Origin of the sequence: Minwuia sp. (assembly GCF_048263705.1) — a bacterium.
Classification (GTDB): Bacteria; Pseudomonadota; Alphaproteobacteria; order Minwuiales; family Minwuiaceae; genus Minwuia.
This window is the reverse complement of sequence record NZ_JBLXDV010000012.1, coordinates 21,972-47,922: the sequence shown is the minus strand read 5'-3', so window position 1 is coordinate 47,922 and position 25,951 is coordinate 21,972. Positions and strand designations below refer to the sequence as shown.

The window sequence follows — 25,951 nt, the reverse complement described above, 5'->3', positions numbered from 1 at the left end:
CTTGGACGTCATCCGCATCATTTTGGTGATCCTGATCATCATCGCCATGACGCTGGTCCTGGCGATCCCGCATCTGATTGCCATCCTGCTGGGGTCGAGGTTTGCCACCTGGATTCCGATGCTGTGGCACCGCATCGCCCGGCGGTTGCTGCGGCTGAGCATTCGCGTGGTCGGCGAACCCGTCACCGGTGAGCCCGTGCTTTTCGTCAGCAATCACGTCTCGTGGCTGGACATTGTCACGGTGGGCGCGACGCTGCCGGCATCGTTTGTTGCCAAGCGCGAGGTCGGCACCTGGCCGGGCATCAAGTATCTCGCCAACCTGCAGCGCACGATCTACGTCAGCCGCGACAAGAAAACCGCCGACAGGGAACGCCAGGCGATGCTGAAGCGGCTGGAGAAAGGCGACAGTCTGATCCTGTTTCCCGAAGGCACCTCTTACGACGGTCTTCGCATCGGCGAGTTTCGCACGGCGTTCTTCTCGCTCGCCGACATGAATCCGAACGGCAAGAAGCTGAAAGTGCAGCCCTTTTCCATCACCTATACCAAGGTCGACGGCTTCCCCGTCACCCGCCGTTCCATGGACAAGGTGGCCTGGTACGGCGACATGGATCTGGCACCCCATCTGAAGGACTATCTGTTCGGCGGCCCCTACGAAGCCACGCTGAAATTCTACGCACCGGTCACGATCGACCAGATCGGCAATCGCAAGCTGCTGGCGCGTCATTGCCGCGACCAGATCGTGACGGGCAATTCCGAGGCGCTGTCGGGCAGTACGCGTCGGCTGGCACGTACTTGACTCCGTGTCCGTGTGGTCTAGTTTCCGGAATGTGTTTGTGCCGGACCGGCGCGGTAGGCGCGCTGATCCTTTCCTTCGTCCCTGACTGACGGGCCTGAGTGACCAAAAACCTTTTTATCAAGACCTACGGCTGCCAGATGAACGTCTACGATTCCGATCGTATGGCGGATGTCCTCGCGCCGCTCGGCTATCGTACGGTGACCACGCCGGACGATGCCGACATGGTCATCCTCAACACCTGCCACATCCGCGAGAAGGCGGCCGAGAAGGTCTTTTCCGAACTCGGGCGCGTGCGCCAGATGCAGGCGAAGCGCCGCGCATCCGGTGCGGAGATGGTGATCGGCGTCGCCGGATGCGTGGCGCAGGCCGAGGGTGAGGAGATCATCCGCCGCGCACCCTATGTCGATATCGTGTTCGGACCGCAGAGTTACCACCGGCTGCCCGAGATGGTCGCGCGCGCGACCCGCGCCAGCGGCGAGGCCGTTCTGGAAACCGACTTCGAGGTCGTCGAGAAGTTCGATCAGTTGCCGCACACCGCGACGTCGAACGGTCCGGCGGCGTTCCTGACGGTGCAGGAAGGCTGTGACAAGTTCTGCGCGTTCTGCGTGGTGCCCTATACGCGCGGTGCCGAATTCTCGCGCCCGGCGGCGGATGTGCTGGCCGAGGCGCAGCGGCTGACCGGTGCTGGCGTCGTCGAGCTGTCGCTGCTGGGGCAGAACGTGAATGCCTATCACGGCGAGGGGCCGGACGGATCGGACTGGACACTCGGACGGCTGATCCGGGCACTGGCTGACCTGCCCGGCGTCGCTCGCATCCGCTACACGACCTCGCATCCGCTGGAGATGACCTCGGATCTGATCGCCGCCCATCGCGATGTGCCGCAACTGATGCCTTACCTGCATCTGCCCGTGCAGGCCGGGTCCGACCGGATCCTGCAGGCGATGAACCGCCGGCATGACCGTGACACCTATTTCCGCATCATCGACCGCCTCAGGGAAGCCCGGCCCGACCTGGCGCTTTCCGGAGATTTCATCGTCGGCTTCCCCGGGGAGTCGGAGAAGGATTTCGAACAGACCATGGATCTGGTCCGCCGCGTCGGCTATGCGCAGGCCTATTCGTTCAAATACAGCCCGCGCCCCGGCACACCGGCGTCCGCGCTGTCGCTGCAGGTCGATGAGGACGCCAAGTCGGAACGGCTGCAGCGGCTGCAGGCGCTGCTGAACGAACAGCAACTGGCCTTCAACCAAGCCAGCGTCGGCACGACCATGGATGTCCTGCTGGAACGCAGGGGCCGCCACGAAGGGCAACTGGTGGGCCGCAGCCCGTACATGCAGGCGGTTCACGTCGATGCCCCCGACCATCGCATCGGACAGATCGCCCCCGTCACCATCCGGGCGGGCAAGGCGAACTCCATTTCGGGCACGATGTCAGACCGCTTTGACGAGGATGCAGCATGACCGATCGGATCCCCTCTTGAGCGACGTGACCGCAGGAACGCCGGATCAGGGCGGCCTGCTTGTGGATTTTGACGACAATTCGCTGCTGTCCTCGCTGTTCGGCGATCACGACCAGAATCTGGTGCGGCTGGAACAACAGTTGGGCGTCTCGCTGAGCACGCGCGGCAACCGGGTACTGATCGGCGGCGATCCGGAACTGTGCCTGCGCGCCAAGAACATTCTCGACGGCCTTTACCAGCGGCTGGAGCAGGGCCAGACCGTCAGCCGGCGGGAGGTGGACGACGCCATCCGGCTGGGCGAGCAGAGCAGTGCCGCCAGCGGCGTGGTGATCCAGACGCGGAAACGGATGATCCAGCCGCGGTCGCCGAACCAGATCCACTACGCCCGGCACCTGCTGGAACGTGAGATGGTGTTCGGCATCGGTCCGGCGGGCACCGGCAAGACCTATCTGGCGGTCGCCGCTGCGGTGTCGATGATGCTGGCCCGCAGGGTCGACCGCATCGTGCTGTCGCGGCCTGCGGTGGAAGCGGGCGAACGGCTCGGCTTCCTGCCCGGCGACATGCGCGACAAGGTCGATCCCTATCTGCGGCCGCTGTACGATGCGCTGTACGACATGCTGCCTGCCGAACAGGTCGCGAAGAAGCTGGAGACCGGCGAGATCGAGGTCGCCCCTCTCGCCTTCATGCGCGGACGTACGCTGGCCAACGCCTTCGTCATTCTGGACGAGGCACAGAACACGACGCCGGTGCAGATGAAGATGCTGCTGACCCGCCTCGGCGAGAACTCGCGCATGGTGATCACGGGCGACCTGTCGCAGGTGGATCTGCCGCGCGGCATGAAGTCGGGACTGCGCGAGGCGATCGAGGTGCTGCACGACGTCGACGAGATCAAGTTCGTGCATTTCGACGCCCGCGATGTCGTCCGGCATCCGCTGGTGACGCGGATCGTCAATGCCTACGCCCGCCAGCCGGAACTGTTCGAGACCGACACCGCCGGGCAGGAAGCCCCGCGGGGATGACCCGTCCGCAGGCCACGCAGGCGCCCGGACCGATCAGCCTGGAGATCGTTCACGACAGCGGCGACTGGCCGGACGTCTCTCGACTGCTGCAGGATGCCGCCGCCGCCGCATGGCGGATCGTCGGTGACGGCGAAAGCGCCAGCATCAGTCTGGCATTGATGGATTCAGCGGCCATCCGGAGACTGAACGCCGAGTTCCGGGGCAAGGATGCCCCGACCGATGTGCTCTCCTTTCCGGCAGATGAAAGCATGATGCCCGGCGAAGATGACATGCTGGGTGACATCGCCATCGCCGCCGACTATGTCCGCCGGGAAGCAGGCCTTGAGAACAAGACGTTCGAAGCCCATCTAGTGCACCTGTTCATTCACGGCCTGCTGCATCTGCTGGGCCATGATCACGAAGAGACTGAACAGGCGCAGGTCATGGAAGACACAGAGCGCGTAATTCTGGCACAGTTGGGGATCGCGGATCCCTATGCGGGCCGGACACTGGAAAACTGAAGGTATTTTGAAGCGGCCATGAGCGACCCATCCTCAAGTAGCGACCCCGCAGACGGCGGGGACAGTACGGAACAAGCCGACTCATCAGGCATCGGCACCTGGATCGGCGGCCTGCTGAAAGGCCGCAGCCGCAACCGGAACGGCGAGGCCGGCTGGCGGGAAAGCATTGAGGAAATACTCGAGGAACATGACGACGCCGACGAGCGCGGTGCCCTGGGCGATGAAGAGCGGCTGATGCTCGCCAACATCATCGCGCTGGGGGGCAAACGCGTCGATGACGTCATGGTCCCGCGCGGCGACATCGTCGCCCTGGAAGTCAGCCTTTCCCTTTCCGAGATCGTCGCTCGGTACCGGGAGGCCCCGCACAGCCGCCTGCCCGTCTATCGCGAACAGATGGACGAGATTCTGGGCGTGCTGCACATCAAGGATCTGGTGAAGTTCTGGGGCCGCACGGGCGAGATCGACCTGCCCAGCATTCTCAGGCCGCCGGTGGTGGTACCGCCGTCAAAGCCGGTGATCGACCTGCTGGTCGAGATGCGCGCAAGCCGCCGGCACATGGCCATCGTCGTCGACGAATACGGTGGCGTTGACGGGTTGGTCACCATCGAGGACCTGATCGAGGAAGTGGTCGGCGACATTCGGGACGAGCACGACGATGCCGAAGACCCCGGTTTCCTGGAGCATCCTGACGGGACCATCGACGTCGATGCCCGCTTCGAGCTGTCCGAGTTCGAGGAGCGGGTCGGCTGTGACCTGCTGGCCGACGAGGAAGACGAGGAAATCGACACGCTGGGCGGTTTCGTCTTCGTGGCGCTGGGACGCGTGCCGAAGCGGGGCGAGGTGATCCGGCACGATTGCGGTCTGGAGTTCGAGATCATGGAGGCCGACGCACGGCGAATTCACCGCCTGCGCGTGCGTGGAGCCGAACAGAACACCGCGGAAGACATCCACGTCGTGTCCGCCTCCTGACGGGCGGGCCGCATGTCACCGGCACGCAAACGGGTGATCGCACGCCTTTCGGCAGCCTTCATCCTGGGTGCGTTGACCACGCTGGCATTTGCGCCTTTCCACATCTTCCCGGTTGGATTCATCGGCTTTGGCGGTCTCCTGATCCTGATGAACCGGTGCGAACGCGGCGGTTCGGCGTTCTGGACCGGCTGGTTCTTCGGCTGGGGTCATTTCATCGCCGGGCTGTACTGGATCGCATCCGCCTTTCTGGTCGAGCCGGAAAAATTCGCCTGGATGATCCCGTTCCCGGTTCTCGGCCTGCCCGCGCTGCTCGCCGTTTTCCCGGCGATCGCCGTGCTGGCCGCATGGCGCATGGCGCCGGTCGGACCGCGCCGGTTGCTGGCACTGGCTGCGGCCTGGACGCTGATGGAGATGGCGCGCGGCACGGTCCTGACGGGCTTTCCATGGAATCTGATCGGCTATGCCTTCGGATTCCACGTCTATGCGATGCAGCCTGCTGCATGGGTGGGCATCTACGGGCTCAGTTTCCTGGCGGTTCTGCTGTTCGCGCTGCCTGCGCTGCCGGTCACGCACCGGTCGGACCGCCGGACACCCGCAGCCGTCCTCGGCCTGATCGCGATCGTCTTCGGCGCGACCGCTCTCCGGGTGGCACCGAACGTTGCCGATGGCGGACAGTTCACTGTCCGGATCATCCAACCGAATATCGCCCAACGCGACAAGTGGCGGCGCGATCTGCTGCAGGATCACTTTGCGGCGAACCTGCAGCTCAGCGAAGGCGCACGGGACAAAGCCAGGCCCGATGTGGTGGTGTGGCCCGAGACGACGGCTACGTTCCTGCTGGCGAACTCACCCGCCGAGCTCAGGGCGCTGGGCGATGTGGCAGCCCGGCTGGGTCAGGACGGCCAAGGCGGCGTTCTGATCACCGGTGCCCCACGCGCCGAGCAGGGACCCGACCGAGCGGCATTCTTCAACTCGGCGATCGCCGTGGACGGATCGGGCGCGATCGTGGATACCGCCGACAAGCATCATCTGGTTCCCTTTGGCGAATATCTGCCCCTGCGCGGCCTGTTGCAGATGACCGGACTGGAAAAGCTGGCCGTGGGCCGCGGCGACTTCTCACCCGGACCAGCAAACGAGACGCTGGAACTGCCGGGCCTGCCCGATGCGGCCGTGCTGATCTGCTATGAAGCGATCTTTCCGTCCCTCGCCCGGCGCGAGATGCGACCGGGCTGGTTGCTCAATCTCACCAACGACGGGTGGTTCGGAAATCTGACCGGGCCGGACCAGCATTTTTCCATCTCGCGCTTCCGCGCCGTCGAACAGGGCCTGCCGCTGGTCCGTGCAGCGGGTACCGGCATTTCCGCCGTCATCGGACCTTATGGCCGAATCGTCGAACGATTGCCGCTGGGGCAGCGCGGCGCGATTCAGGCTCAGGTCCCGGCACCGGTTCCGGTCACAATATTCTCACAGACCGGATCGGTTCCGTTGGGGGCTGGCCTGCTGCTACTTATGGTTGCCATCGGTTGGGTCAATCGTCGCAAAAGACCCTCCTGATCGGGTCAAGAGCCGCCCTGCCGGGCCATTAACCATAATACAGAACCGTTCGGGTAAGTTGATGCTACTCCGATACATGTCTTCGAAAGAAAAATAGGTGATCAAGCAACCATCAGGTGCACAGCCGAAACTTGCGAACGTTTGTACAGAGCCGTCCCGTTTCTTGTTCACCCCCGACAGAGACTTGACCCGAAACGATCCGCATTCCATAGAGAGCGCGGCGACCGAGGATCACGGGACGTCGCCCCAATGAAGAAAAGACAGATTGCCTCGAGGGGAAGTAGTTTGGCCGAACATCCGCATCCGGTAGATATCTATGTGGGCAGCCGCGTGCGTTTGTGCCGGACCCTGAAGGGCCTGAGCCAGCAGAAACTGGCGCAGGCGCTGGGACTGACATTCCAGCAGGTCCAGAAGTACGAACGCGGTGCCAATCGCATCGGTGCCAGCCGTCTGTTCGAGCTCAGCCAGATCCTGGAGGTTCCGCCTTCCTTCTTTTTCGAAGGCGCGCCGGCCAAGGGTGAAAACGCCTCCGATGCAGTCGCAGGCCTTTCGGAAAACGGACAGACCCCCTTTGATTCAGAGCGCCTGTTTCGCCGCGAGATCCTCGAATTCGTCCGGGCATATGACAAGATATCGGACGCCGCCGTCCGCAAGCGGCTGTTTGAACTGGTCAAGGCGATCGGCGGCCAGTTCGACGACAACTGACCATTTGCCCGCCTGTCGGTCCGCCCCGTGACGGCAGCCACAAACCCGGTGCGCCGCGGGCAGCGTTCAACAGTCACGCTTGACCGCATCGGTCTGGCTTGCCAGAAAGCGCTCAGCCTTGTGATCGGGGATCAGAACCCCAGCAGCCGTCAAATGGGAGGGGCTTGATGCCGCGTCAGAACTATCTCTTTACATCGGAATCCGTCTCGGAAGGTCATCCGGACAAGGTCTGCGACCGCGTATCCGACTCGATCGTGGACCTGTTCCTCGCCGCCGAGCCCGACGCGCGTGTGGCCTGCGAGACGCTGACGACCACCAATCTGATCGTGCTGGCCGGTGAAGTGCGCGGCCCGGCGTCGATCACAAAGGACATCATGGAGGAAACGGCGCGCAACGCCGTGAAGGCCATCGGATACGAACAGGACGGATTCCACTGGAAAACCGCGGAAGTGCAGGTTCATCTGCATGAACAGTCCGCCGATATCGCGCAGGGCGTCGATGCGGCGGGCAACAAGGATCTGGGTGCCGGCGACCAGGGCATCATGTTCGGCTACGCCTGCCGCGAGACCGACGACCTGATGCCCGCCCCGATCCACATGTCTCATCGCATCCTTCGGGACATGGCGGCGGCGCGCCATTCCGGCGAACGCGCGGAGTTCGGACCGGATGCCAAGAGCCAGGTCACGCTGAAATACGTCGACGGAAAACCTGTGGGTGCCACGTCGGTGGTCGTCTCGACCCAGCATGTCGACGGCCTGAGCCAGGAAGACGTGCGCGAGATGGTGCGTCCTTTCGTGGTGAACGCCCTGCCGGAAGGCTGGATGTGCCAGGAAGACGAGTTCTACGTGAACCCGACCGGCAAGTTCGTGATCGGCGGACCCGACGGCGATGCCGGACTGACCGGCCGCAAGATCATCGTCGATACCTACGGCGGTGCGGCCCCGCACGGCGGCGGCGCTTTCTCCGGCAAGGATCCGACCAAGGTCGACCGGTCCGCCGCCTATGCCGCGCGCTATCTGGCCAAGAACGTGGTCGGTGCGGGCCTGAGCGAGCGGTGCACGATTCAGCTTTCCTACGCCATCGGCGTCTCCAAGCCGCTGTCGGTCTATGTCGATCTGTACGGCACCGGCAATGTGGAGGAGGCCAGGCTGGAGAAGGCGCTGCAGGAGGTCATGGACCTCAGCCCGCGCGGCATCCGCGAGCACCTGAACCTGATGCGCCCGATCTACGAGCGCACGGCGGCCTACGGCCATTTCGGGCGCGACGCGACGGCGGATGGCGGGTTCTCCTGGGAACGGCTGGATCTGGTGGATGCGCTGAAGGATGCCTGCGGCGTCTGAGATGAGCGCGTCGAAGGGCCCGCCCTTCAGGTTCTACGGGCGGCGTCAGGGCAAGAAGCAGAGCCGGCGGCAGAACGATCTGCTGGCCGAACTGCTGCCGCGTCTGACGCCCGATCCGGACCACCTGCCCGACGGTGATATCTGGCTGGAGATCGGCTGCGGCGGCGGCGAGCACATCGTCTCGCAGGCCGCCGCGAACCCGGACGTCACCCTTCTGGGGTGCGAGCCGTTCCTGGAAGGCGTCGCGAAGACCCTGACCGAAATCGAGGAACGCGACCTGCACAACGTCCTGCTGCACGGAGACGATGCCCGCCCGCTGCTGGAGGCGATGCCCGAGGCCTGCATCGCGCGGACGTTCATTCTGTTTCCGGATCCCTGGCCCAAGACCCGGCACAACAAGCGCCGCTTCATCAACCCGGAAAACCTGGACCGGCTTGCCCGGGTCATCCGGCCCGGCGCGGGACTGCGCATCGGCACGGACCACATGGATTACGCCCGCTGGATCCTGCGCCACCTGCTGGATCATCCGGCGTTCGAATGGACGGCCGAGCGCGCCGATGACTGGCGGCAGTCGCCGGCCGATCATTTCGAAACCCGGTATGAGCGCAAAGCTCGCGACAAGGGTGACAGGCCGGTGTTTTTCGAGTTCGTCCGCAGGGCTTGATTGTGATCCCAAAATACATATTATCCGCCTCACACCAGTAAACGCTGTTTCAGAGCGTCACAAAGGGTGGGCCACGGGCCCACTTTTTTGTTTCTGCCTTCGGCGTGGTGGCATTTGAATCCGGCACGGAGCACGTCGCAGATCCCATGAGTTCAGGACTGACTGATCGCATTAGAGACATGATCGAGCCCTCGCTTGAGGCGATGGGTTATGATCTGGTGCGCGTGCGCTACATCGGCGGCGGTCGCCCGACCTTGCAGATCATGGCCGAACGCAGCGACGACGGCACCATGGGCATCGACGACTGCGAGGACGTCAGCCGCGCCATATCGGCCCTGATGGATGTCGAGGATCCGATTGCGGAAGCCTATCAGCTGGAAGTCTCGTCGCCGGGTGTGGACCGGCCACTGACCCGGGCAAAGGACTTCGAGCGCTACAAGGGATTCGATGCGAAGATCGAACTCGACCGGCCCATCGATGGCCGGAAACGGTTCAAGGGCATCCTGACCGGTTTCGAAGACGGCATGATCCATATCGAACTGGCCGGCGTTTCGGCGGACGAAGCCGCGATGTCGGTCCCGCTGGCGGATGTCGCCGAGGCAAAGCTGGTGCTGACGGATCGACTGGTCGAGGCGAGCCTGCGCGAGAGCAAGGCGCGGGAAAAGACACGCGGGAAAACCGGCGCGAAATCATCGGGCACGTCGCATGACGGGGCGTCCCATTCAGGACAGACGGAGTAAGGCAGATGGCGGTCACTACGGCAAACAGGCTGGAACTGCTGCAGGTCGCAGACGCGGTCGCACGCGAGAAATCGATCGAACCGGAGATCGTGGTGGAGGCGCTGGAGGAGGCGATCCAGCGTACGGCCAAGGTCACCTACGGCGCCGAGCACATGATCAGCGCCCAGATCGACCGCAAGACCGGAGACATCAGCCTCTGGCGGCTGCGCGAAGCGGTAGAGGAGGTCGAGGAAGCGGCCACCCAGATCTCACTGAAGGAAGCCCGGGAGATGAATCCGGACGCCGAGGTCGGCGACCTGATCTCCGAACCGCTGCCGCCCATCGATTTTGGCCGCGTGTCCGCACAGTCGGCGAAACAGATCATCTTCCAGAAGGTCCGCGACGCCGAGCGCGAGCGCCAGTACGAGGAGTTCAAGGACCGCGCCGGCGAGATCATCAACGGTCTGGTCAAGCGCGCTGAGCATGGCAACGTCGTCGTCGATCTGGGCCGTGCCGAAGCCGTGATGCGGCGCGATGAGCTGCTGCCGCGCGAAACCTTCCGTCCCGGTGACCGGGTGCGCGCCTATATCCACGATGTGCGCCGTGAGAACCGTGGCCCGCAGATTTTCCTGTCGCGGACCCATCCGCGTTTCATGGCGATGCTGTTCGCGCAGGAGGTGCCCGAGGTCTATGACGGCATCATCGAGATCCGGGCCGTCGCGCGCGATCCCGGCAGCCGGGCGAAGATCGCCGTCATCAGCCACGATTCATCGATCGATCCGGTCGGTGCCTGCGTCGGCATGCGCGGCAGCCGCGTGCAGGCGGTCGTGAACGAACTGCAGGGCGAGAAGATCGACATCATCCCCTTCACCTCGGATCCGGCGAGCTTCATCGTCAGCGCACTGGCACCGGCCGATGTGATGAAGGTGGTCCTGGACGAGGACCAGAACCGGATCGAGGTGGTCGTCCCGGACGATCAGCTCAGCCTCGCCATCGGTCGCCGCGGCCAGAACGTCCGCCTTGCCTCGCAGCTCTCGGGCTGGGATATCGATATCCTGACCGAGGAAGAAGAGTCCGAACGCCGCCAGAAGGAATTCCAGGAACGCAGCGAGATGTTCATCGAGGCGCTGGACGTGGACGAGATGATCGCCCAGTTGCTGGTCGCCGAGGGCTTTGACAGCGTGGAGGAAGTCGCCTTCTCGCCGCTGGAAGAACTGGAGGAGATCGAGGGCTTCGACGCGGAGGTCGCCGAGGAACTGGCATCGCGTGCACAGGACCATCTGGTGCGTATCCAGCAGGCACAGGACGAGCAGCGCAAGGAGATGGGCGTCGAGGACGCGGTGGCGGCCATCGAGAAGCTGACGCCGCCCATGCTGGTGAAGCTGGGCGAGGCAGGCGTGAAAACACTGGATGATCTGGGTGACTTTGCGTCGGACGAGCTTATATCGGATTCGGATGCCCCGTTGCGCGAGTTCGACCTGACCGTCGAGGACGCCAACGAGATCATCATGGCGGCACGGGCTCACTGGTTCGATGACGAGGACGAGACCCCTGCTGCTGAAGCGGCAGAACCTTCGGAGGAGGCCGGGGCCTGATGGCGCAGGGCGGAGCCTGCGTATGGCGCGCCGCGACAGCACCGAAGGGCCGGAGAGGCGCTGCATCGTAACCGGCGTCTCCGGCGAAACCGCACCGATGATCCGGTTTGTCCTGGGACCCGGTGACGTCGTGGTGCCGGACCTGGAGGAAAAGCTGCCGGGCCGCGGGGCCTGGATATCTGCGGATCGGGATGTTTTCGCGCGTGCCGCGAAGCGCAACCCGTTTCCACGTGCCTTCAGGACGGCGGCACGGCCGCCGGACGATCTGGCGGAAATGGTCACGGAACTGCTGCACAGGCGCTGCATGAACCTTCTGGGCCTCGCCAAGAGCGCCGGTCAGGTGGTCGCCGGATACGAGAAAGTGCGGGATGCGTCGGAACGCGGTCCGTTCGGGGCCATGATCGTCGCGGAAGACGGCGGCGACACGGCGCAGAGCCGTGCGAGAAAGATGGCCTGGGATGCGCCGCTGGTGACGCATTTCGGGCGCGACGAATTGAGTTTGGCCTTGGGGCGCGAAAATGTGGTACATGCTGCGGTCGCGCCGGGGCGGCTGGCCGGAAAATTTGTTCGGGATGCGGAAAGACACAGGCTCATGATGGGCCTCCCGGACGGCAGAGTAATGGAAAAGCGGATCGTAGATGACTGAACAGAAACAATCTGGCGAGAAAAAGACCCTGACCGTTTCGGGTGGGGGCGGACGGCTTGAGCTGAAGAAGACGGCTCAGGGCGGTGCCGTGCGTGCCGGCGGAGGTCGCGGCGCGCGCAACGTCCAGGTTGAGGTAAAGAAGAAGAAGCGCGGTCAGAAGCGCGACGGGGCGCCAGAGGTGCGGCTGCCCGGTGACGCGCAGGAAGCGCCGAAGCCGGACGTCGCCAAGATCGTCAAGGCGAAGACCGAAGAGCCGAAAGATGCGCAGCGTCCCGACGGACGCGCCCGGCTGGAAGCGAAGAAGGACCGTGTGGTCCTGCCGCGCCTGACCGCCGATGAGAAGGCCGCGCGCCTGAACGCCCTGAAGTCCGCACAGTCTCAGGAAGCCGTCCGCAAGGCCCGCGCCGATGCGGAAGCCAAACGCCTTGCCGCCGCTGAAGAGAAGCGCAAGGCCGAGGAAGAGGCAGCCCGCAAGGCCGAGGAAGCAGCTGAGGCGAAGCGCAAGGCCGAGGAAGAGGCCGCACGGAAGGCCGCCGAGGAAGCGAAGCGCGCTGCCGAGGAAGAGGATGCCCGCCGCAAGGCCGTCCTGGAACGCGCCCAGCAGGCCAGCGGTATCCGCGCCTCCGCTGAAGGCGAACCGTCGCCGGAAAGCGAACGTTCCAAGCGCGGCAAGCCCGGTGCCGCGCCGGCAAAGCCCGGCACACGCGGCAAGCCCGGCGGCAATCGCCGCCGCAGCGGCAAGCTGACGATTTCGCAGGCGCTGGACGACAACGGCGAGAAGCAGCGTTCGCTGGCCGCCATGCGCCGTCGCGCCAACCGGGAGAAGCGTGAAACACGCGGCGGCGGTCAGGAAGCCACCGGCAAGATCGTCCGCGAAGTCGTGGTGCCCGAGGCGATCACCGTTGGCGAACTAGCCAACCGTATGGCCGTCCGGGGCGGCGAAGTCGTCAAGGCCATGATGAACATGGGCGTGATGGCGACCATCAACCAGACGATCGATGCCGACACGGCGGAACTGGTGATCGAGGAATTCGGCCACACCATCAAGCGTGTCGCGGAGTCCGACGTCGAGGACGCGATCGCACCACCGGTCGATGCCGAGGAGACCCTGCGGCCCCGCCCGCCGGTGGTCACCGTCATGGGCCACGTGGACCACGGCAAGACATCCGTGCTGGATGCGCTGCGCAAGACCGATGTCGTCCGCGGTGAAGCAGGCGGCATCACGCAGCATATCGGTGCCTACCAGATCACGACCGACAACGATGCCAAGCTGACCTTCATCGACACACCGGGCCATGCGGCGTTCACGTCCATGCGCGCCCGCGGGGCCGAGGTGACCGACATCGTCGTGCTGGTGGTTGCCGCCGACGATTCGGTGATGCCGCAGACGGTCGAGGCGATCAATCACGCCCAGGCTGCCGGTGTGCCGATCATCATCGCCGTCAACAAGATGGACAAGCCGGAAGCGGATCCGAGTCGCGTGAAGCAGGATCTGCTGCAGCACAACATCATCGTCGAGGAAATGGGCGGTGAGCAGATTGCGGTCGAGATCTCGGCGCTGAAGGGCGACGGTCTCGACAATCTGGTGGAAGCCATCGTTCTGCAGTCAGAGATCCTTGAACTGAAGGCCAACCCGGACCGGTCGGCCAGCGGTACCGTGATCGAGGCGCAGCTTGAACAGGGCCGCGGCCCGGTGGCGACCGTCCTGATCCAGGGCGGCACGCTGAAGGTTGGGGACATCTTCGTGTCCGGTGCGACCTGGGGCCGTGTCCGTGCGCTGGTCGACGAAAGCCAGAGCCGGATGGACGAGGCTGGACCGTCGCGTCCGGTCGAGGTCCTGGGCTATCAGGACGCACCGTCCGCCGGCGACGACTTCATCGTCGTGGACAGCGAGGCGAAGGCCCGAGAGGTCGCCGAATTCCGCCAGCGCCGGGATCAGAACCAGCGCGCGGCGGCCGGCAGTCGCGGCACGCTGGAGCAGATGCTCTCGGCGATCAAGGAAGGCCAGGCCACCGAGGTGCCGATCCTGGTCAAGGGTGACGTGCAGGGTTCGGTCGAAGCGATTGTCGCTTCGGCTGACAAGATTTCGACGGACGAGGTCAAGGCCCGCATTCTCCACGCCGGCGTCGGCGGCATCACCGAAACGGATGTCGGACTCGCGAAATCCGCCGGTGCCGTGATCTTCGGCTTCAACGCGCGCCCCAACAAGCAGGCCCGCGAAGCCGCCGAACGCGATGGCATCGATATCCGCTACTACAACGTCATCTATGAGCTGACGGACGATCTGCGCGAGATGATGGCCGGCGAACTGACGCCTGAATCCCGTGAGATCAATCTCGGTACAGCGGATGTCCGCCAGGTCTTCGCCGTCTCCAAGGTCGGCAAGGTCGCAGGTTGCCTGGTCACCGACGGCGTGGTCCGGCGCGGCGCGCATTACCGCCAGCTGCGTGACGGCATCGTGCTGCATGAAGGCGTCATCGCCACCCTGAAGCACTTCAAGGACGATGTGGCCGAGGTTCGGCAGGGCAGCGAATGCGGCATGTCCTTCGCCAACCATCAGGACATCCAGGAGAACGACCAGATCGAGGTCTATGAAATTCAGGAGATCGCCCGCACGCTCGATTGAGCGGCGGGTGCCTGAAAAGGGCCGAGAACAGGCAGGTAATGCGACACCATCGAAGCAAATCGGACGGGCCGGGCACCCGGCAGTTGCGCGTGGGTGAACTGATCCGGCACGCGCTGGTCGAGGTTCTGCGCCGCGACGAGGTCCAGGACCCCAGCGTGGCCGGCAAATCGATCACCGTGTCCGAAGTCAGCCTGTCGCCGGACCTGCGCAACGCCACGGTTTTCGTCGAACCGCTGGGCGGCGGCGATGTGGACGACCTGCTGGCAGGCCTGAACCGGTCATCGCGGTTCCTGGGCGGTCGCATTTCGCGCGCCGTGAACCTGAAGTACGCGCCGCGGCTGAGCTTCAAGCGCGACCAGACCTTCAATCACGCACAGCACATCGATTCCATCCTGCGGTCGGACGCCGTCAGGAATGACCTCGATGCGGACGAGTCCTGAGCTTGGGACGGCGCAAGAAGGGCGATATCGTGAACGGCTGGCTGGTTCTGGACAAGGACGTCGGCCCCACTTCGACGGACATGGTGAACAAGACCCGCTGGCTGCTGAATGCGCGCAAGGCCGGTCACGCCGGCACGCTCGATCCGCTGGCAAGCGGACTCCTGCCCATTGCCTTCGGTGAGGCGACCAAGTGCATCTCGATGCTGGTGGATGCCGAGAAGACCTATACCTTCACCATCCGCTGGGGCGTCCAGACGGAGACCGACGATCGCGAAGGCGCGGCAATCGCGACCAGCGACAACCGGCCGGACGCGGATCGGATACGCGCTGCCCTGCCTGCCTACCTGGGCACCGTCTGGCAGTCGCCGCCCGCCTATTCCGCGATCAAGATCAACGGTGAACGGGCCTATGATCTGGCACGCGAGGGCGATCCGCAGGACATCCCCGAACGGCAGGTCGAGATACACGAACTGGACCTGCTGGACATGCCGGATGACGATCACGCCCGCTTTCGCATGGTCTGCGGCAAGGGCACATATGTGCGCAGTCTGGCGCGCGATCTGGGTCGCGATCTGGGCACGTTCGGACATGTCGCCGACCTGCGCCGGAATGCCGTCGGCGCGTTCACCGAACAATCGGCAATTTCACTGGCGGAATTCACTGCGCTGTGCGATAAGCGCGCCGGCCATGAGGCCCTTTTGCCCGTCGAGACCGCGCTGGACGACATCCCGGCCCTGGCCCTGACAGGCGAACAGGCGAACCGTTTGCGAAACGGCCAGCCTGTACGGGTCCTCAACTTCACGTCTCCGGACGACCAGACGATCTGTGTGATGCATGATCAGAAACCCGTGGCGCTCGCGCGTTACCGGGCGGAAATGGTCGAACCGGTGCGTGTATTCAATCTCTGAACGGTCAGTACCGTTCGGACAAAAAATGGAGTAACCGATGTCGATCACTGCGGAACGCAAGTCCGAACTGATTTCCGAGTACGCCAAAGCCAATGGCGATACCGGCTCACCCGAAGTGCAGATCGCGATCCTGACACAGCGGATCACCAATCTGACCGAGCACTTCAAGACCCACAAGAAAGACAATCACTCACGCCGCGGGCTGCTGAAACTGGTCAGCAAGCGGCGTCGGCTTCTCGACTACGTGAAGTCGAAGGATGAGGCGCGCTATCGCGACCTCATCGGGCGTCTCGGCATCCGCCGCTGACGCGACGACGCCGGGTACAGAGGTATCCGGCGACGAGACCGGGATTTCGGGGCGCGATCCGCAGGGGCGGACGCGCTGCCCGGTCTCTGGACCAGCCCCGGATGGGCTGAAAGAAGGTATGCAAATGTTCGATATACACCGTAAGGAAATCATCTGGGGCGGGCGCAAGCTTGTTCTGGAAACGGGCAAGATCGCCCGTCAGGCAACGGGTGCCGTGATGGTCACCTATGGCGAGACGATGGTGCTGTGCACCGCGGTTGCCGCAAAGAAGGCCAAGCCGGATCAGGACTTCTTCCCCCTGACCGTCAACTATCAGGAAAAGGCATTCGCCGCGGGCAAGATCCCCGGCGGTTTCTTCAAGCGCGAGGCACGCCCTTCCGACGCTGAGACCCTGACCTGCCGTCTGATCGACCGCCCGATCCGTCCGCTGTTCGCCGACGGCTTCAAGAACGACACCCAGATCATCTGCACCGTGCTGCAGCACGATCTGGAGAACGAGGCCGACATCGCCGCGCTGGTCGGCGCATCGGCCGCGCTGACCATTTCCGGCCTGCCCTTCATGGGCCCGCTGGGTGCAGCGCGCGTCGGCTTCATCGATGGTGAATACGTCCTGAACCCGACCATGAGCCAGATGGTGGACACCCGCCTGGATCTGGTCGTCGCCGGCACGGGCGACGCCGTCATGATGGTGGAATCGGAAGCCGACGAACTGTCGGAAGACGAGATGCTGGGCGCGGTCATGTTCGGCCACAAGGCCTATCAGGACGTGATCGACGCGATCATCAGCTTGGCCGAAAAGGCCGCGAAGGAGCCCTGGCAGGAACCGCCCGCGCTCTACACCGACGGGCTGATGAACCAGGTCTCCGAGATCGCACGCGACGATATCGCCGCAGCCTACGGCATCCGCGAGAAGACGGGCCGCCAGGACGCCGTCAGCGCCGCCAAGTCCAAGGTCATGGAAGCGCTGGGCGACCACGAGGAAGGCAGCACTGCCGTCGGCTATGCGTTCAAGGATCTGGAAAAGAACATCGTTCGCAATTCCATCCTGGACACCGGCACCCGTATCGACGGCCGCGACGGTTCGACCGTGCGCCCGATCGAGTGCGAGGTCGGCGTGCTGCCCCGCGCCCACGGGTCGGCCCTGTTCACCCGCGGCGAAACGCAGGCGCTGGTCGTGACCACGCTGGGCACCGGTCAGGACGAGCAGATCGTGGACGCGCTGGCCGGCGAGAGCCGTCAGCACTTCATGCTGCATTACAACTTCCCGCCCTACTCGGTCGGCGAGACCAGCTTCCGCATGGGTCCGGGCCGTCGCGAGATCGGCCACGGCAAGCTGGCCTGGCGCGCCGTGCATCCGCTGATGCCGGCCAAGGACGACTTCCCCTACACGATCCGTATCGTGTCGGAAGTCACCGAGTCCAATGGCTCGTCGTCCATGGCGACCGTCTGCGGTACCTCGCTGGCCATGATGGATGCCGGTGTGCCCCTGCGCCGTCCGGTTTCCGGTATCGCCATGGGTCTGATCAAGGAAGGCGATCGCTATGCCGTCCTGTCCGACATCATCGGCGACGAGGACCATCTGGGCGACATGGACTTCAAGGTGGCCGGGACGTCGGAAGGCGTGACCTCGCTGCAGATGGACATCAAGATCGCCGGCATCACCGAAGAGATCATGTCCATCGCCCTGAAGCAGGCGCACGGCGGTCGCGCTCACATTCTGGACTGCATGGCCAAGGCCATCACGTCCGAACGTGAAGAACTGCGCGATACCGCGCCGCGCATCAGCGTGATCAAGGTGCCGACCGACAAGATCCGCGACGTCATCGGCACCGGCGGCAAGGTGATCCGCGAGATCACCGAAGTCACCGGCTGCAAGATCGACATCGATGACGATGGCACCGTGAAGGTCGCGTCCAACGACGGCGACGCCGCCAAGAAGGCGCTCGACTGGATCCATTCCATCGTGGCCGAGCCGGAAGTCGGCGCCATCTACAAGGGCAAGGTCGTCAAGCTGATGGACTTCGGCGCTTTCGTGAACTTCTTCGGCAGCCGCGACGGCCTGGTGCACGTCTCGGAACTGCAGGATGGCCGGACCGAAAAGGTCTCGGATGTCGTGGAAGAAGGCAAGGAAGTCTGGGTCAAGCTGCTGGACGTGGACGACCGCGGCAAGGTTCGCCTGTCGATGCGCTACGTCAATCAGGAGACGGGTGAGGAGATCGAGGGTATCGAGCCCCTGCCCCAGCGTGAACGTTCGGGTGGCGGAAACCGCCGTCCGCGCCGTCGCGACTGACCGCTGGCCTGACAAACCATCGAACTGGAAGACCCCGGTCCCGAAAGGTGCCGGGGTTTTTCATGTGAGGGGGGGAGCGCTGTTCAGAAGGGTGCCGCGGCCCCTGTCGGCACGGTGACCACACGCATTCCATCCACGGGTACCGTGAGGGATCGCGCAGAGCTGTTGGTCCCGAACGGATCATCCGACAGGAAACAGTTGACCCGGCCCAGCGTGCGATAGCATTTCATGGACGCCTGCGTCGTCGCGTTGACACACGCGGTCGCCTCCGGCCCAGCCACGTCGCAGACGTGCGCGGCATAGGCGACGGGCGTGTTCAGGACCGGATCGGGATCGACGAACGGGTTGGTGATGCACCCCGTCAGCGCCGTCGCCAGTCCAAGGCAGATAAGCAGGTTTTTCATGCCGGCAGTCTGTCGCGCGGATCCTGAAAGAACCGTAAAGATTCCGGCACCCGGGGCTCAGTTCGGCAGGGTCAGCCGAAAACAGGTGCCGTCGGGGCCGGTATGTTCGACCTCGATCGTGCCGCCGTGCGCCGCGACCAGATCATGGGCGATGGCCAGTCCCAACCCGGTACCGCCCGCACGTGCACGACCGACGAACGGACGGAACAGGTTTTCCCGCGCCTGATCCGGCAGGCCGCCGCCGGTATCGGTCACACGGATGATGGCTGCCGCTTCGGCGTGCCCGCAGGAGACCCGCACCTCACCGTCCGGGCCGGTCGCCTGCACCGCATTGCGTCCCAGGTTCATCAGAACGCGATAGATCTGATCGCGGTCGGCATAGATCTCGAACTCGGCATCGACATTGTTGACCCATCGGGGCGATGTCTCGGGATCCAGGGTTACCGTGCGGCCGACCTCATCCACCAGATCGCGCAGCCGGAAACGCACGGATTCGGGGGGCGGTTCGTCCGCACTGCCATACTTCAGGGACCGGTCGCACAGGCTGATGGCACGATCCAGCGACTGCAGCAATCGCGGGGTCACGCGGCGCACCGTCGGATCAACGGAATCCGACAGCAGCTCCGAGACGAGTTGCGAGGTGGCGAGTATGTTTCGCAGGTCGTGACTGATCTTGCTGACTGCCGTTCCCAGCGCCGCCAGCCGGTTCTTCTGCACCAGGGCCTGACGCAGATTGCGTTCCATCTCCATCAGTTCGTGCGAGGCGAGGCCGATCTCGTCACTGCGGCCGACCGGCAGCGGCGGCAGTTCGGCCGCTTCCGGATTCTTGCGGAAGGCGATCATGTTCTCGGTCATCCGGCGCATCGGCTTCACGAACATCCAGCGCAGCGTGAAGAACAGCAGCGTCGCGCTGACCATCGAGATGAAGAGGCTCAGGGTGAGAATGTTCCATCCATAGTCGAGCAGCGCCAGACGCAGGGGCCGCTCGGACATGATGATCTCGACATGGGCGTCTTGCGCGCCGCTGGCATAGCCGATGATACGGAGCTTTCGATCGCCGCCCCGCATGAGGGTCTCGAACGTGTCCGTGATCATCTCGACAACCGTCGCGTTGCGCAGGTCATAGGTCGTCGCCACGGCAGGCGGCATGTCATCGGCCAGCAACAGCATGCGCCGCTGCGGCAGCTTCATGATGACACTGTCGACGCCGACCGATTCCAGCAGCCTGCTCTTCAGTTCCTCGGAGATCATGTTGTCGGGTGCCGCCAGCACCGAAAGCGATGCCAGGTTCGCCTCGTCCAGAATCTGCGAAAGATAGGTGACGCGGTATCGCGCGACCGAAGGCACGAAGATCATGATCTCGGCAACCATCACGAATAGAACGGTCAGTATCAGCAGCCGTGACGAAAGGCTGCGCCTGATGGATGGCCGGTGTGACCAGTCGGGTTCGGCTGACATGCGCGAACCTTACGACGGGAAATGACGAAAAGAAAAATCAAGAATATCGCTGCGGGCCAATGATCGCGTCTCAACGAAAAGCAAGGGATGGCAGGCGGCCCCGAAAATCGGGACCGCCCGACCCGTCCTGATCAGTTCTTCTTGGCTGCACAGGGGTTGCAGGATTTTGCCGCGCACGGATTCTTGGCTGCACAAGGGTTGCAGGCCTTGGCCGCGCAGGGGTTACAGGCCTTGCACGCCTTGCAGGCACCGCAGGCGTTGCACGATTTCGCGGCACCGCACGACGAATGCGAGGCGGCATAGCTGGCGGGCACGGCCGCGGCCATGGCGACGGTTGCGAGGGCGGCGACGGTGAGAGTTTTCTTGATCATGTGACGTAAAGCCTTTTCGGTCAGAACAGATGAACCGCGGCAATCTTCGCGCGGCCTCATCAAGGTCACCATTCACGCATCAGATTGGAATTAACGGCTACTCACATTTTCGTATGCAACGCGGACGGCATTCGATGCCTTGACGCTGTGCCCTGCCGTTTGGCATTCTCGGCGGGCTGTTTGAACGTAACCGGGACGCGAATGTCATGATCAGGTCAGAGCTTATTTCGCGTATTGCCGAGCGGCACCGTCAGCAGCACGATGAGACCGATCCCGAACGGCAGCTGAGTCACAAGGATTTCGAACGTGTCGTCTCGACGGTTTTCGACGAGATCACCAGTGCCCTGGCAAGCGGCAATCGTGTCGAACTGCGCGGGTTCGGCGCATTTTCGATCAAGCGCCGGCCGGAACGCATCGGCCGGAATCCACGCACCGGGGAAGCTGTGCAGGTGCAGGAAAAATATGTGCCGTTCTTCAAGACCGGCAAGGAGCTGCGGGAACGGCTGAACGCCGACTGAGCAGCACAATGGTGCGGGGCGCCCTGTGAAAATTCTTCGTTTGCTGATGTTTCTGATCGCAGTCGTGATCGGGATCTCGATTGCGATCTCCAACCGTCAGGATGTGAGAATCGGTCTGGAGCCGATTCCGTTTTCTGTCGAGTTTCCGCTTTATATCGTCATGTTCGCCTGCCTGCTGGTCGGCATCCTGATCGGCGGTCTGGTGGTCTGGTGGCGGGACGGTGCCGTGCGCAGGCGCGCCCGCCGTGCCGAAGGACAGGCCGGCGACCTGAAGAACGAACTGACCGTCAAGGAAAAGGCGCTGGACGAAGCCCTGCATCGTGACGCCACACGCAGCAGCCAGCCCGCGCTTCGGGGCCCCGAAGCCGTCTGATGCGGATCATCGACGGCGATACCGTTGACAGGCTGCTGGACGAGACCGGGCTGGCCGACGCCCTGCTGGCCATGTTCCGCGACGGCTGCGAACAGCCCGTCCGCCATCACCACACCGTCAGCGTTCCCGATGATCCGGACGCCACCCTGCTTCTGATGCCCGCATGGCAGCCCGGTGAGTCACTGGGCATCAAGGTGGTCACCGTCTTTCCGGGCAACAGTGCGCAGGGCAATCCTGCCGTCCTGGGACAGTATCTGCTTCTGGATGCGCGCACCGGCGCGCCCGTGGCCCTGATCGACGGCACACGCCTGACCGCGTGGCGCACGGCGGCGGCCTCCGCGCTCGCAGCCCGCTTCCTGGCACGCGCCGACAGCAGGCGGATGGTGATGGTCGGGTCCGGTGCACTGGCCCCGATGCTGATCCGGGCGCACCGCGCGGCACGTCCTGGACTTGACGATATCTGCATCTGGAACCGCAATCCCGACAAGGCAGCGTCACTCGCCGAAACGCTCTCGGCGGAGGGACTTTCCGTCCGGCCGGCGGGCGATCTGGAGACCGAGGTGCGTGCGGCCGACCTGATCTCATGCGCAACGCTGTCGACGGCGCCGATCGTGAGGGGCGACTGGCTGAAACAGGGCGCGCACCTTGACCTCGTCGGCGCGTTCCGCCCCGACATGCGCGAGAGTGACGACCGGGCCGTCGAACGGGCGTCCGTGTTCGTCGATACGCGCCCCGGTGCGAGCAAGGAGGGCGGCGACATCGTCCAGCCGCTGGCGTCGGGCGCCTTGCAGATCGATGACATCCGCGCGGACCTGCACGAACTGTCCTCGGGACAGCATCAGGGCAGGTCGTCGGACGAAGAGATCACGCTGTTCAAATCGGTGGGTGCCGCACTGGAAGATCTGGCGGCGGCGAGACTGGTCGCCGAGAGACTCGCGCCGGCCTGACGGCTCAGGCGGACGCGGCGGACGGGTCGTCGCTTCTGGCGGGCGATGCCGGTGCCGGCGCATCGGCCGGGGGCGTTTCGATCCCGGCCTGCGTGAGCAGCCTGCTCAGCGCATCCAGCTTCATCATCTTCTCTTCCTTGGTGCGCGCCGCACCCAGAAATCCGGAGACGAAGTCCGGAATGGCCAGAGAACGCCGGATCGCCGTCCGGGCCATCTCGTCGGCCTTGCCCCGCGTGAAATAGCCATCGACAACCATGCGCAGCAGGCTGAAGCACTTTTCCACAACGGTCCCCTCGCCCTGCGTCACGCGTTCGATCAGCTGCGTGCTGCGAATCACCTTGCAGGCCAGTTCGTCCAGCTTGATAGCCAGCTTCTGGCGATGCATGTCCGGCAGGCCGCTGCCGATGACGGCATCCTGCATCACTTTCAGCCGCCGCAGTTTCTGGGTGACGGTGCCACCCTCCGTCGTCAGGTACATCTCCCCCTGCGGCGAGATGACGATGGGCATCAGGAACTCGCCCAGCTTCCGCTTGTTCTGATTGCCGAAGACATTGGCTTCAAGTTTCAGCAGGCGGTCGAACTTGACCTTGGGATCTTCGGCGCCGGCAAGCAGTTCCGAGATGGCTTCGGGATGCAGCCATCGGGCACAGCGCCGTCCGATGGCCTCGACCATCGGCAACTTGCCGATCCATTCGCCATCGGGCCGCTTCAGTACGGAAGCCAGTTCACCCACGGCCTTGCTCTCGGCCAGGATATCACCTTCGACCAGCCGGCTCTTGCCCTTGATCGCCTCGATCATGTACCGCGTCAGCGCCTGCTGGGTGCAGGGCAGCTTGCCCGCGGCAATCAACCGGTTGACCATCCGTGCATCGGGTGTGAAGCGCTCATCCTGGGCACTGACCTCTCCGATCGACAGGAAAGCCGCCCCCTCGATCTCGTGCTTGAGCGATGACGTGTTCCCGATCAGAACATGCAGGACCTTGCCGATCGACAGCAGCTCGGCCACGAAGGTGTCCGCCACCTCATGCACCCACGGCGGATGATCGGCCCGCACCATGCCCAGCATGCGGCTCATCTTGTCGTTGAAGTCGCGCGCACCGGCCAGATAGCCCGCGAGGGCGCCGTGCAGCAGATACGAACGGCTTTCCTTTTCGGCGATCTGCACGATCAGATCGTCCAGACCGCCTTCGTTCAGCCCTGGAAACGCTGCGGAGTCACGGCGAAGCGCCGCGACGCCCTTTTCGATCAGTTCGTAGATCTGCTTGATGCGTTCCTGGACGCCCTGTCCGGTCTCCTTGACCTGGGCGATCGCGGTCTGCTGCACCGCGCGCTGCAGGGATGTCCCGTTGTCCTGCAGCCGCTGGACCATTTCGGGGGAATGCAGCAGTTCGGTCGCCGTCAGCCCCCATTCCAGCAGTTCCTGGCGCAGCAGTCGATTGATCGCACGACGGCCTTCATAGGAATAGAAATCCTCGACCCGCCAGCAGATGCTGGGCATTTCCTCGTCGTTGTAGCGGGACGGCTTGGATTCCGCGCCGGAGAAGAAAATCTGACCGGAACGGTAGGTGTTGCTGTCCTTGTCGAACCGCTCCCGCATGACCTTGACCGAGCGGAAGGACACGCGCGCTTCCTGGGCCTTCCTGACCGCGGTCTCCTGATCGTCGACGACAGCCAGAATGGTCCACGCCGCGCCGCGCTGCCCCAGAACCTCGTAATGCACGTTGCTAGAAATCATGCTCGCTCCATCCATCCCGACGGTACCCGAGCACCGGTTAAAATATGCTTATGCGGGTGTGGGTTTTTCAGCCGCGCAACCGGGTCAGACGGGCCATCAGATCATCCGCGTCCGACAGCCCGCCGCCTGCTTCAGCATCCTTCAACTGGGCCAGCTTCACCTGCGCCAGCGACTTGCCGAGTTCGACACCCCACTGATCGAAGGCATTGGTGCCCCACAACACGCTCTGGACGAACGTCTTGTGCTCGTACAGGGCGATCAGCCGCCCCAGCGCGTAGGGCGTCAGCATGCGATGCAGGATCAGGGTCGATGGCCGGTCACCGGGAAAGGTCCGGTGCGGCACCAGCGCCGGATCGATGTACTGCGCACGGACTTCATCCGCCGTTCTGCCGACGGCCAGCGCTTCGGCCTGCGCCAGGCAGTTGGCCAGCAGCAGGTCGTGATGCGCGGCGTCAGTGCCTCGCGGACGGGCCGACACGATGAAATCGACAGGCACGACGTCGGTGCCCTGATGCAGGAACTGGAAGAACGAATGCTGTGCGTTGCTGCCGGGTTCGCCCCAGACGACCGGCGCGGTCGCACGGGCGACGGGGTGACCGTCCGCCCCCATTCGCTTGCCGTTGGATTCCATCTCAAGCTGCTGGATGTAGGCGGGGAACCGCGCCAGCCGCTGGTCGTAGGGGACAAGTGCCGTTGCCGGCCAGCCCATGGCATTCCGCCGCCAGACCCCGATCAGCGCGAACAGGACCGGCAGGTTCGCTTCCAGCGGTGCCGTGCGGAAATGATTGTCCATCGCCGCCGCGCCGGACAGGAAAGCGCGAAACTTCTCCGCTCCGACACCGATCGCCAGCGACAGGCCGATCGCCGACCAGACCGAGTAGCGCCCCCCGACCCAGTCCCAGAAACCGAAAACCCGCTCGGGCGGAATGCCGAATGCGGCACAGCCGGCGATGTTGCCGGATATGGCGGCCATGCGGGCGGTCGCACCATCGCCCAGCCAACGGCGGGCCAGTTCGGCGTTCGCCATGGTTTCCTGTGTCGTGAAGGTCTTGGATGCGACAAGCACAAGCGTCGTCTCGGGGCGCAGGTCGCGCACGCAGTCGGCGAAGGCCGCGCCGTCGACGTTGGCGACAAAATGCAGGCGGGGACCGTCCACATCCGGCATCAGGGCCTGCGCCGCCATGGCAGGCCCCAGATCCGAACCGCCGATCCCGATGTTGACGACATCGGTGACGGGTCCGGATCGGACCCGCTCGGCGTGGTCGAGAAACCGGTCACGCGCACCGGCAACGTCATCTCCGGCGGGCGCGGACGCACCGTCACGCAGGGCCATGTGCAGCGCGGCCCGGCCCTCGGTCACATTGACAGCCTGCCCCTCGAACAGCGCTGCCCGCCGTGCTTCGATGTTCGCCGACCTGGCCAGCGTCAGCAGGCTTCGCAAGGCGGCGGCATCCAGCTTCTCGTTGGAAAAATCGAGGGTCAGGTCGTCCAGGTGAAACGCCAGCAATCGAAAACGGCCGGGATCACGCTCTCGCAAGGTCCGCAGATGAACCGGCTTCAATCGTTCCGCTTCTGCGGCAACGGCGTCCCAGCTTTCGGTCAGATCCATCG

The 25,951-nt window shown here is 64.1% G+C and carries 25 protein-coding genes; 20 read left to right on the top strand and 5 right to left on the bottom strand.

Annotated features, from left to right (window positions below; all coding sequences use genetic code 11):
- Position 1: 1 nt before the first annotated feature.
- The 17 genes from ACN0X7_RS16055 to pnp all read left to right on the top strand — a co-directional run bounded on the left by ACN0X7_RS16055 (position 2) and on the right by pnp (position 18,534).
- Entirely contained in the window at positions 2-796 is a 795-nt protein-coding gene (locus ACN0X7_RS16055; protein WP_417519098.1) for a lysophospholipid acyltransferase family protein, read from the top strand.
- A gap of 98 nt (positions 797-894) precedes the next feature.
- Positions 895-2,253 (top strand): tRNA (N6-isopentenyl adenosine(37)-C2)-methylthiotransferase MiaB, encoded by a 1,359-nt coding sequence (gene miaB / locus ACN0X7_RS16050; RefSeq protein WP_417519095.1) that lies wholly within the window; start codon positions 895-897, stop codon positions 2,251-2,253.
- Positions 2,243-3,271, top strand: coding sequence for a PhoH family protein (locus ACN0X7_RS16045; RefSeq protein ID WP_417519093.1), 1,029 nt, complete (start codon positions 2,243-2,245; stop codon positions 3,269-3,271). The genes miaB and ACN0X7_RS16045 overlap by 11 nt, the downstream gene beginning before the upstream one ends.
- Positions 3,268-3,771, top strand: coding sequence for an rRNA maturation RNase YbeY (gene ybeY, locus ACN0X7_RS16040; RefSeq protein WP_417519091.1), 504 nt, complete (start codon positions 3,268-3,270; stop codon positions 3,769-3,771). The genes ACN0X7_RS16045 and ybeY overlap by 4 nt, the downstream gene beginning before the upstream one ends.
- A gap of 18 nt (positions 3,772-3,789) precedes the next feature.
- Positions 3,790-4,740 carry a hemolysin family protein gene (locus tag ACN0X7_RS16035; RefSeq protein ID WP_417519089.1) on the top strand — a complete coding sequence of 317 codons (951 nt, stop codon included), beginning with the start codon at positions 3,790-3,792 and terminating at the stop codon, positions 4,738-4,740.
- A gap of 12 nt (positions 4,741-4,752) precedes the next feature.
- Positions 4,753-6,294, top strand: coding sequence for an apolipoprotein N-acyltransferase (gene lnt, locus ACN0X7_RS16030; RefSeq protein WP_417519087.1), 1,542 nt, complete (start codon positions 4,753-4,755; stop codon positions 6,292-6,294).
- 249 nt (positions 6,295-6,543) lie between these two features.
- Positions 6,544-6,999 (top strand): helix-turn-helix domain-containing protein, encoded by a 456-nt coding sequence (locus tag ACN0X7_RS16025; protein ID WP_417519085.1) that lies wholly within the window; start codon positions 6,544-6,546, stop codon positions 6,997-6,999.
- 167 nt (positions 7,000-7,166) lie between these two features.
- The gene (metK, locus tag ACN0X7_RS16020; protein WP_417519083.1) at positions 7,167-8,339 is read left to right on the top strand and encodes a methionine adenosyltransferase; all 1,173 of its coding nucleotides are present in this window, start codon (positions 7,167-7,169) and stop codon (positions 8,337-8,339) included.
- A 1-nt stretch (position 8,340) separates the two neighbouring features.
- Positions 8,341-9,003 (top strand): tRNA (guanosine(46)-N7)-methyltransferase TrmB, encoded by a 663-nt coding sequence (gene trmB / locus ACN0X7_RS16015; RefSeq protein ID WP_417519081.1) that lies wholly within the window; start codon positions 8,341-8,343, stop codon positions 9,001-9,003.
- Between the two features lie 179 nt (positions 9,004-9,182).
- On the top strand, positions 9,183-9,743 hold the full coding sequence (rimP, locus tag ACN0X7_RS16010; protein ID WP_417519079.1) for a ribosome maturation factor RimP: 561 nt from the start codon (positions 9,183-9,185) through the stop codon (positions 9,741-9,743).
- Between the two features lie 5 nt (positions 9,744-9,748).
- Positions 9,749-11,317 carry a transcription termination factor NusA gene (gene nusA, locus ACN0X7_RS16005; RefSeq protein WP_417519077.1) on the top strand — a complete coding sequence of 523 codons (1,569 nt, stop codon included), beginning with the start codon at positions 9,749-9,751 and terminating at the stop codon, positions 11,315-11,317.
- Positions 11,318-11,339: 22 nt separating this feature from the next.
- On the top strand, positions 11,340-11,963 hold the full coding sequence (locus ACN0X7_RS16000; protein ID WP_417519075.1) for an RNA-binding protein: 624 nt from the start codon (positions 11,340-11,342) through the stop codon (positions 11,961-11,963).
- Positions 11,956-14,589, top strand: a complete 2,634-nt coding sequence (gene infB, locus ACN0X7_RS15995) for a translation initiation factor IF-2 (RefSeq protein ID WP_417519073.1) — start codon at positions 11,956-11,958, stop codon at positions 14,587-14,589. The genes ACN0X7_RS16000 and infB overlap by 8 nt, the downstream gene beginning before the upstream one ends.
- A gap of 38 nt (positions 14,590-14,627) precedes the next feature.
- Complete coding sequence (rbfA, locus tag ACN0X7_RS15990; RefSeq protein ID WP_417519071.1) at positions 14,628-15,029, top strand: 30S ribosome-binding factor RbfA; 402 nt, start codon at positions 14,628-14,630, stop codon at positions 15,027-15,029.
- Between the two features lie 2 nt (positions 15,030-15,031).
- Complete coding sequence (gene truB / locus ACN0X7_RS15985; protein WP_417519069.1) at positions 15,032-15,937, top strand: tRNA pseudouridine(55) synthase TruB; 906 nt, start codon at positions 15,032-15,034, stop codon at positions 15,935-15,937.
- A 37-nt stretch (positions 15,938-15,974) separates the two neighbouring features.
- Positions 15,975-16,244 carry a 30S ribosomal protein S15 gene (gene rpsO / locus ACN0X7_RS15980; RefSeq protein WP_417519067.1) on the top strand — a complete coding sequence of 90 codons (270 nt, stop codon included), beginning with the start codon at positions 15,975-15,977 and terminating at the stop codon, positions 16,242-16,244.
- Positions 16,245-16,362: 118 nt separating this feature from the next.
- Positions 16,363-18,534 carry a polyribonucleotide nucleotidyltransferase gene (gene pnp, locus ACN0X7_RS15975; RefSeq protein ID WP_417519065.1) on the top strand — a complete coding sequence of 724 codons (2,172 nt, stop codon included), beginning with the start codon at positions 16,363-16,365 and terminating at the stop codon, positions 18,532-18,534.
- A gap of 83 nt (positions 18,535-18,617) precedes the next feature.
- Here the strand turns inward: pnp and ACN0X7_RS15970 are convergent, their stop codons facing one another.
- From ACN0X7_RS15970 to ACN0X7_RS15960, 3 genes are all read right to left on the bottom strand, one after another.
- Entirely contained in the window at positions 18,618-18,938 is a 321-nt protein-coding gene (locus ACN0X7_RS15970) for a hypothetical protein (protein WP_417519063.1), read from the bottom strand.
- A gap of 57 nt (positions 18,939-18,995) precedes the next feature.
- Complete coding sequence (locus ACN0X7_RS15965; RefSeq protein WP_417519061.1) at positions 18,996-20,396, bottom strand: sensor histidine kinase; 1,401 nt, start codon at positions 20,394-20,396, stop codon at positions 18,996-18,998.
- Positions 20,397-20,527: 131 nt separating this feature from the next.
- Complete coding sequence (locus tag ACN0X7_RS15960) at positions 20,528-20,839, bottom strand: hypothetical protein (protein WP_417519059.1); 312 nt, start codon at positions 20,837-20,839, stop codon at positions 20,528-20,530.
- Between the two features lie 134 nt (positions 20,840-20,973).
- Here ACN0X7_RS15960 and ACN0X7_RS15955 point away from each other — a divergent pair, with 134 nt between their 5' ends.
- The 3 genes from ACN0X7_RS15955 to ACN0X7_RS15945 are packed head-to-tail and all read left to right on the top strand — an operon-like array spanning position 20,974 to position 22,605.
- Positions 20,974-21,285 (top strand): integration host factor subunit beta, encoded by a 312-nt coding sequence (locus ACN0X7_RS15955; RefSeq protein WP_417519057.1) that lies wholly within the window; start codon positions 20,974-20,976, stop codon positions 21,283-21,285.
- A gap of 25 nt (positions 21,286-21,310) precedes the next feature.
- Positions 21,311-21,658 carry a LapA family protein gene (locus tag ACN0X7_RS15950; RefSeq protein WP_417519055.1) on the top strand — a complete coding sequence of 116 codons (348 nt, stop codon included), beginning with the start codon at positions 21,311-21,313 and terminating at the stop codon, positions 21,656-21,658.
- Entirely contained in the window at positions 21,658-22,605 is a 948-nt protein-coding gene (locus ACN0X7_RS15945) for an ornithine cyclodeaminase family protein (RefSeq protein WP_417519053.1), read from the top strand. The genes ACN0X7_RS15950 and ACN0X7_RS15945 overlap by 1 nt, the downstream gene beginning before the upstream one ends.
- A 4-nt stretch (positions 22,606-22,609) precedes the next feature.
- On the opposite strand, the gene ACN0X7_RS15940 is transcribed toward ACN0X7_RS15945, so the two are convergent.
- Together ACN0X7_RS15940 and pgi are read right to left on the bottom strand one after the other, a co-directional pair.
- The gene (locus ACN0X7_RS15940; protein WP_417519051.1) at positions 22,610-24,340 is read right to left on the bottom strand and encodes a hypothetical protein; all 1,731 of its coding nucleotides are present in this window, start codon (positions 24,338-24,340) and stop codon (positions 22,610-22,612) included.
- 67 nt (positions 24,341-24,407) lie between these two features.
- Complete coding sequence (pgi, locus tag ACN0X7_RS15935) at positions 24,408-25,949, bottom strand: glucose-6-phosphate isomerase (protein ID WP_417519049.1); 1,542 nt, start codon at positions 25,947-25,949, stop codon at positions 24,408-24,410.
- Positions 25,950-25,951: the final 2 nt, after the last annotated feature.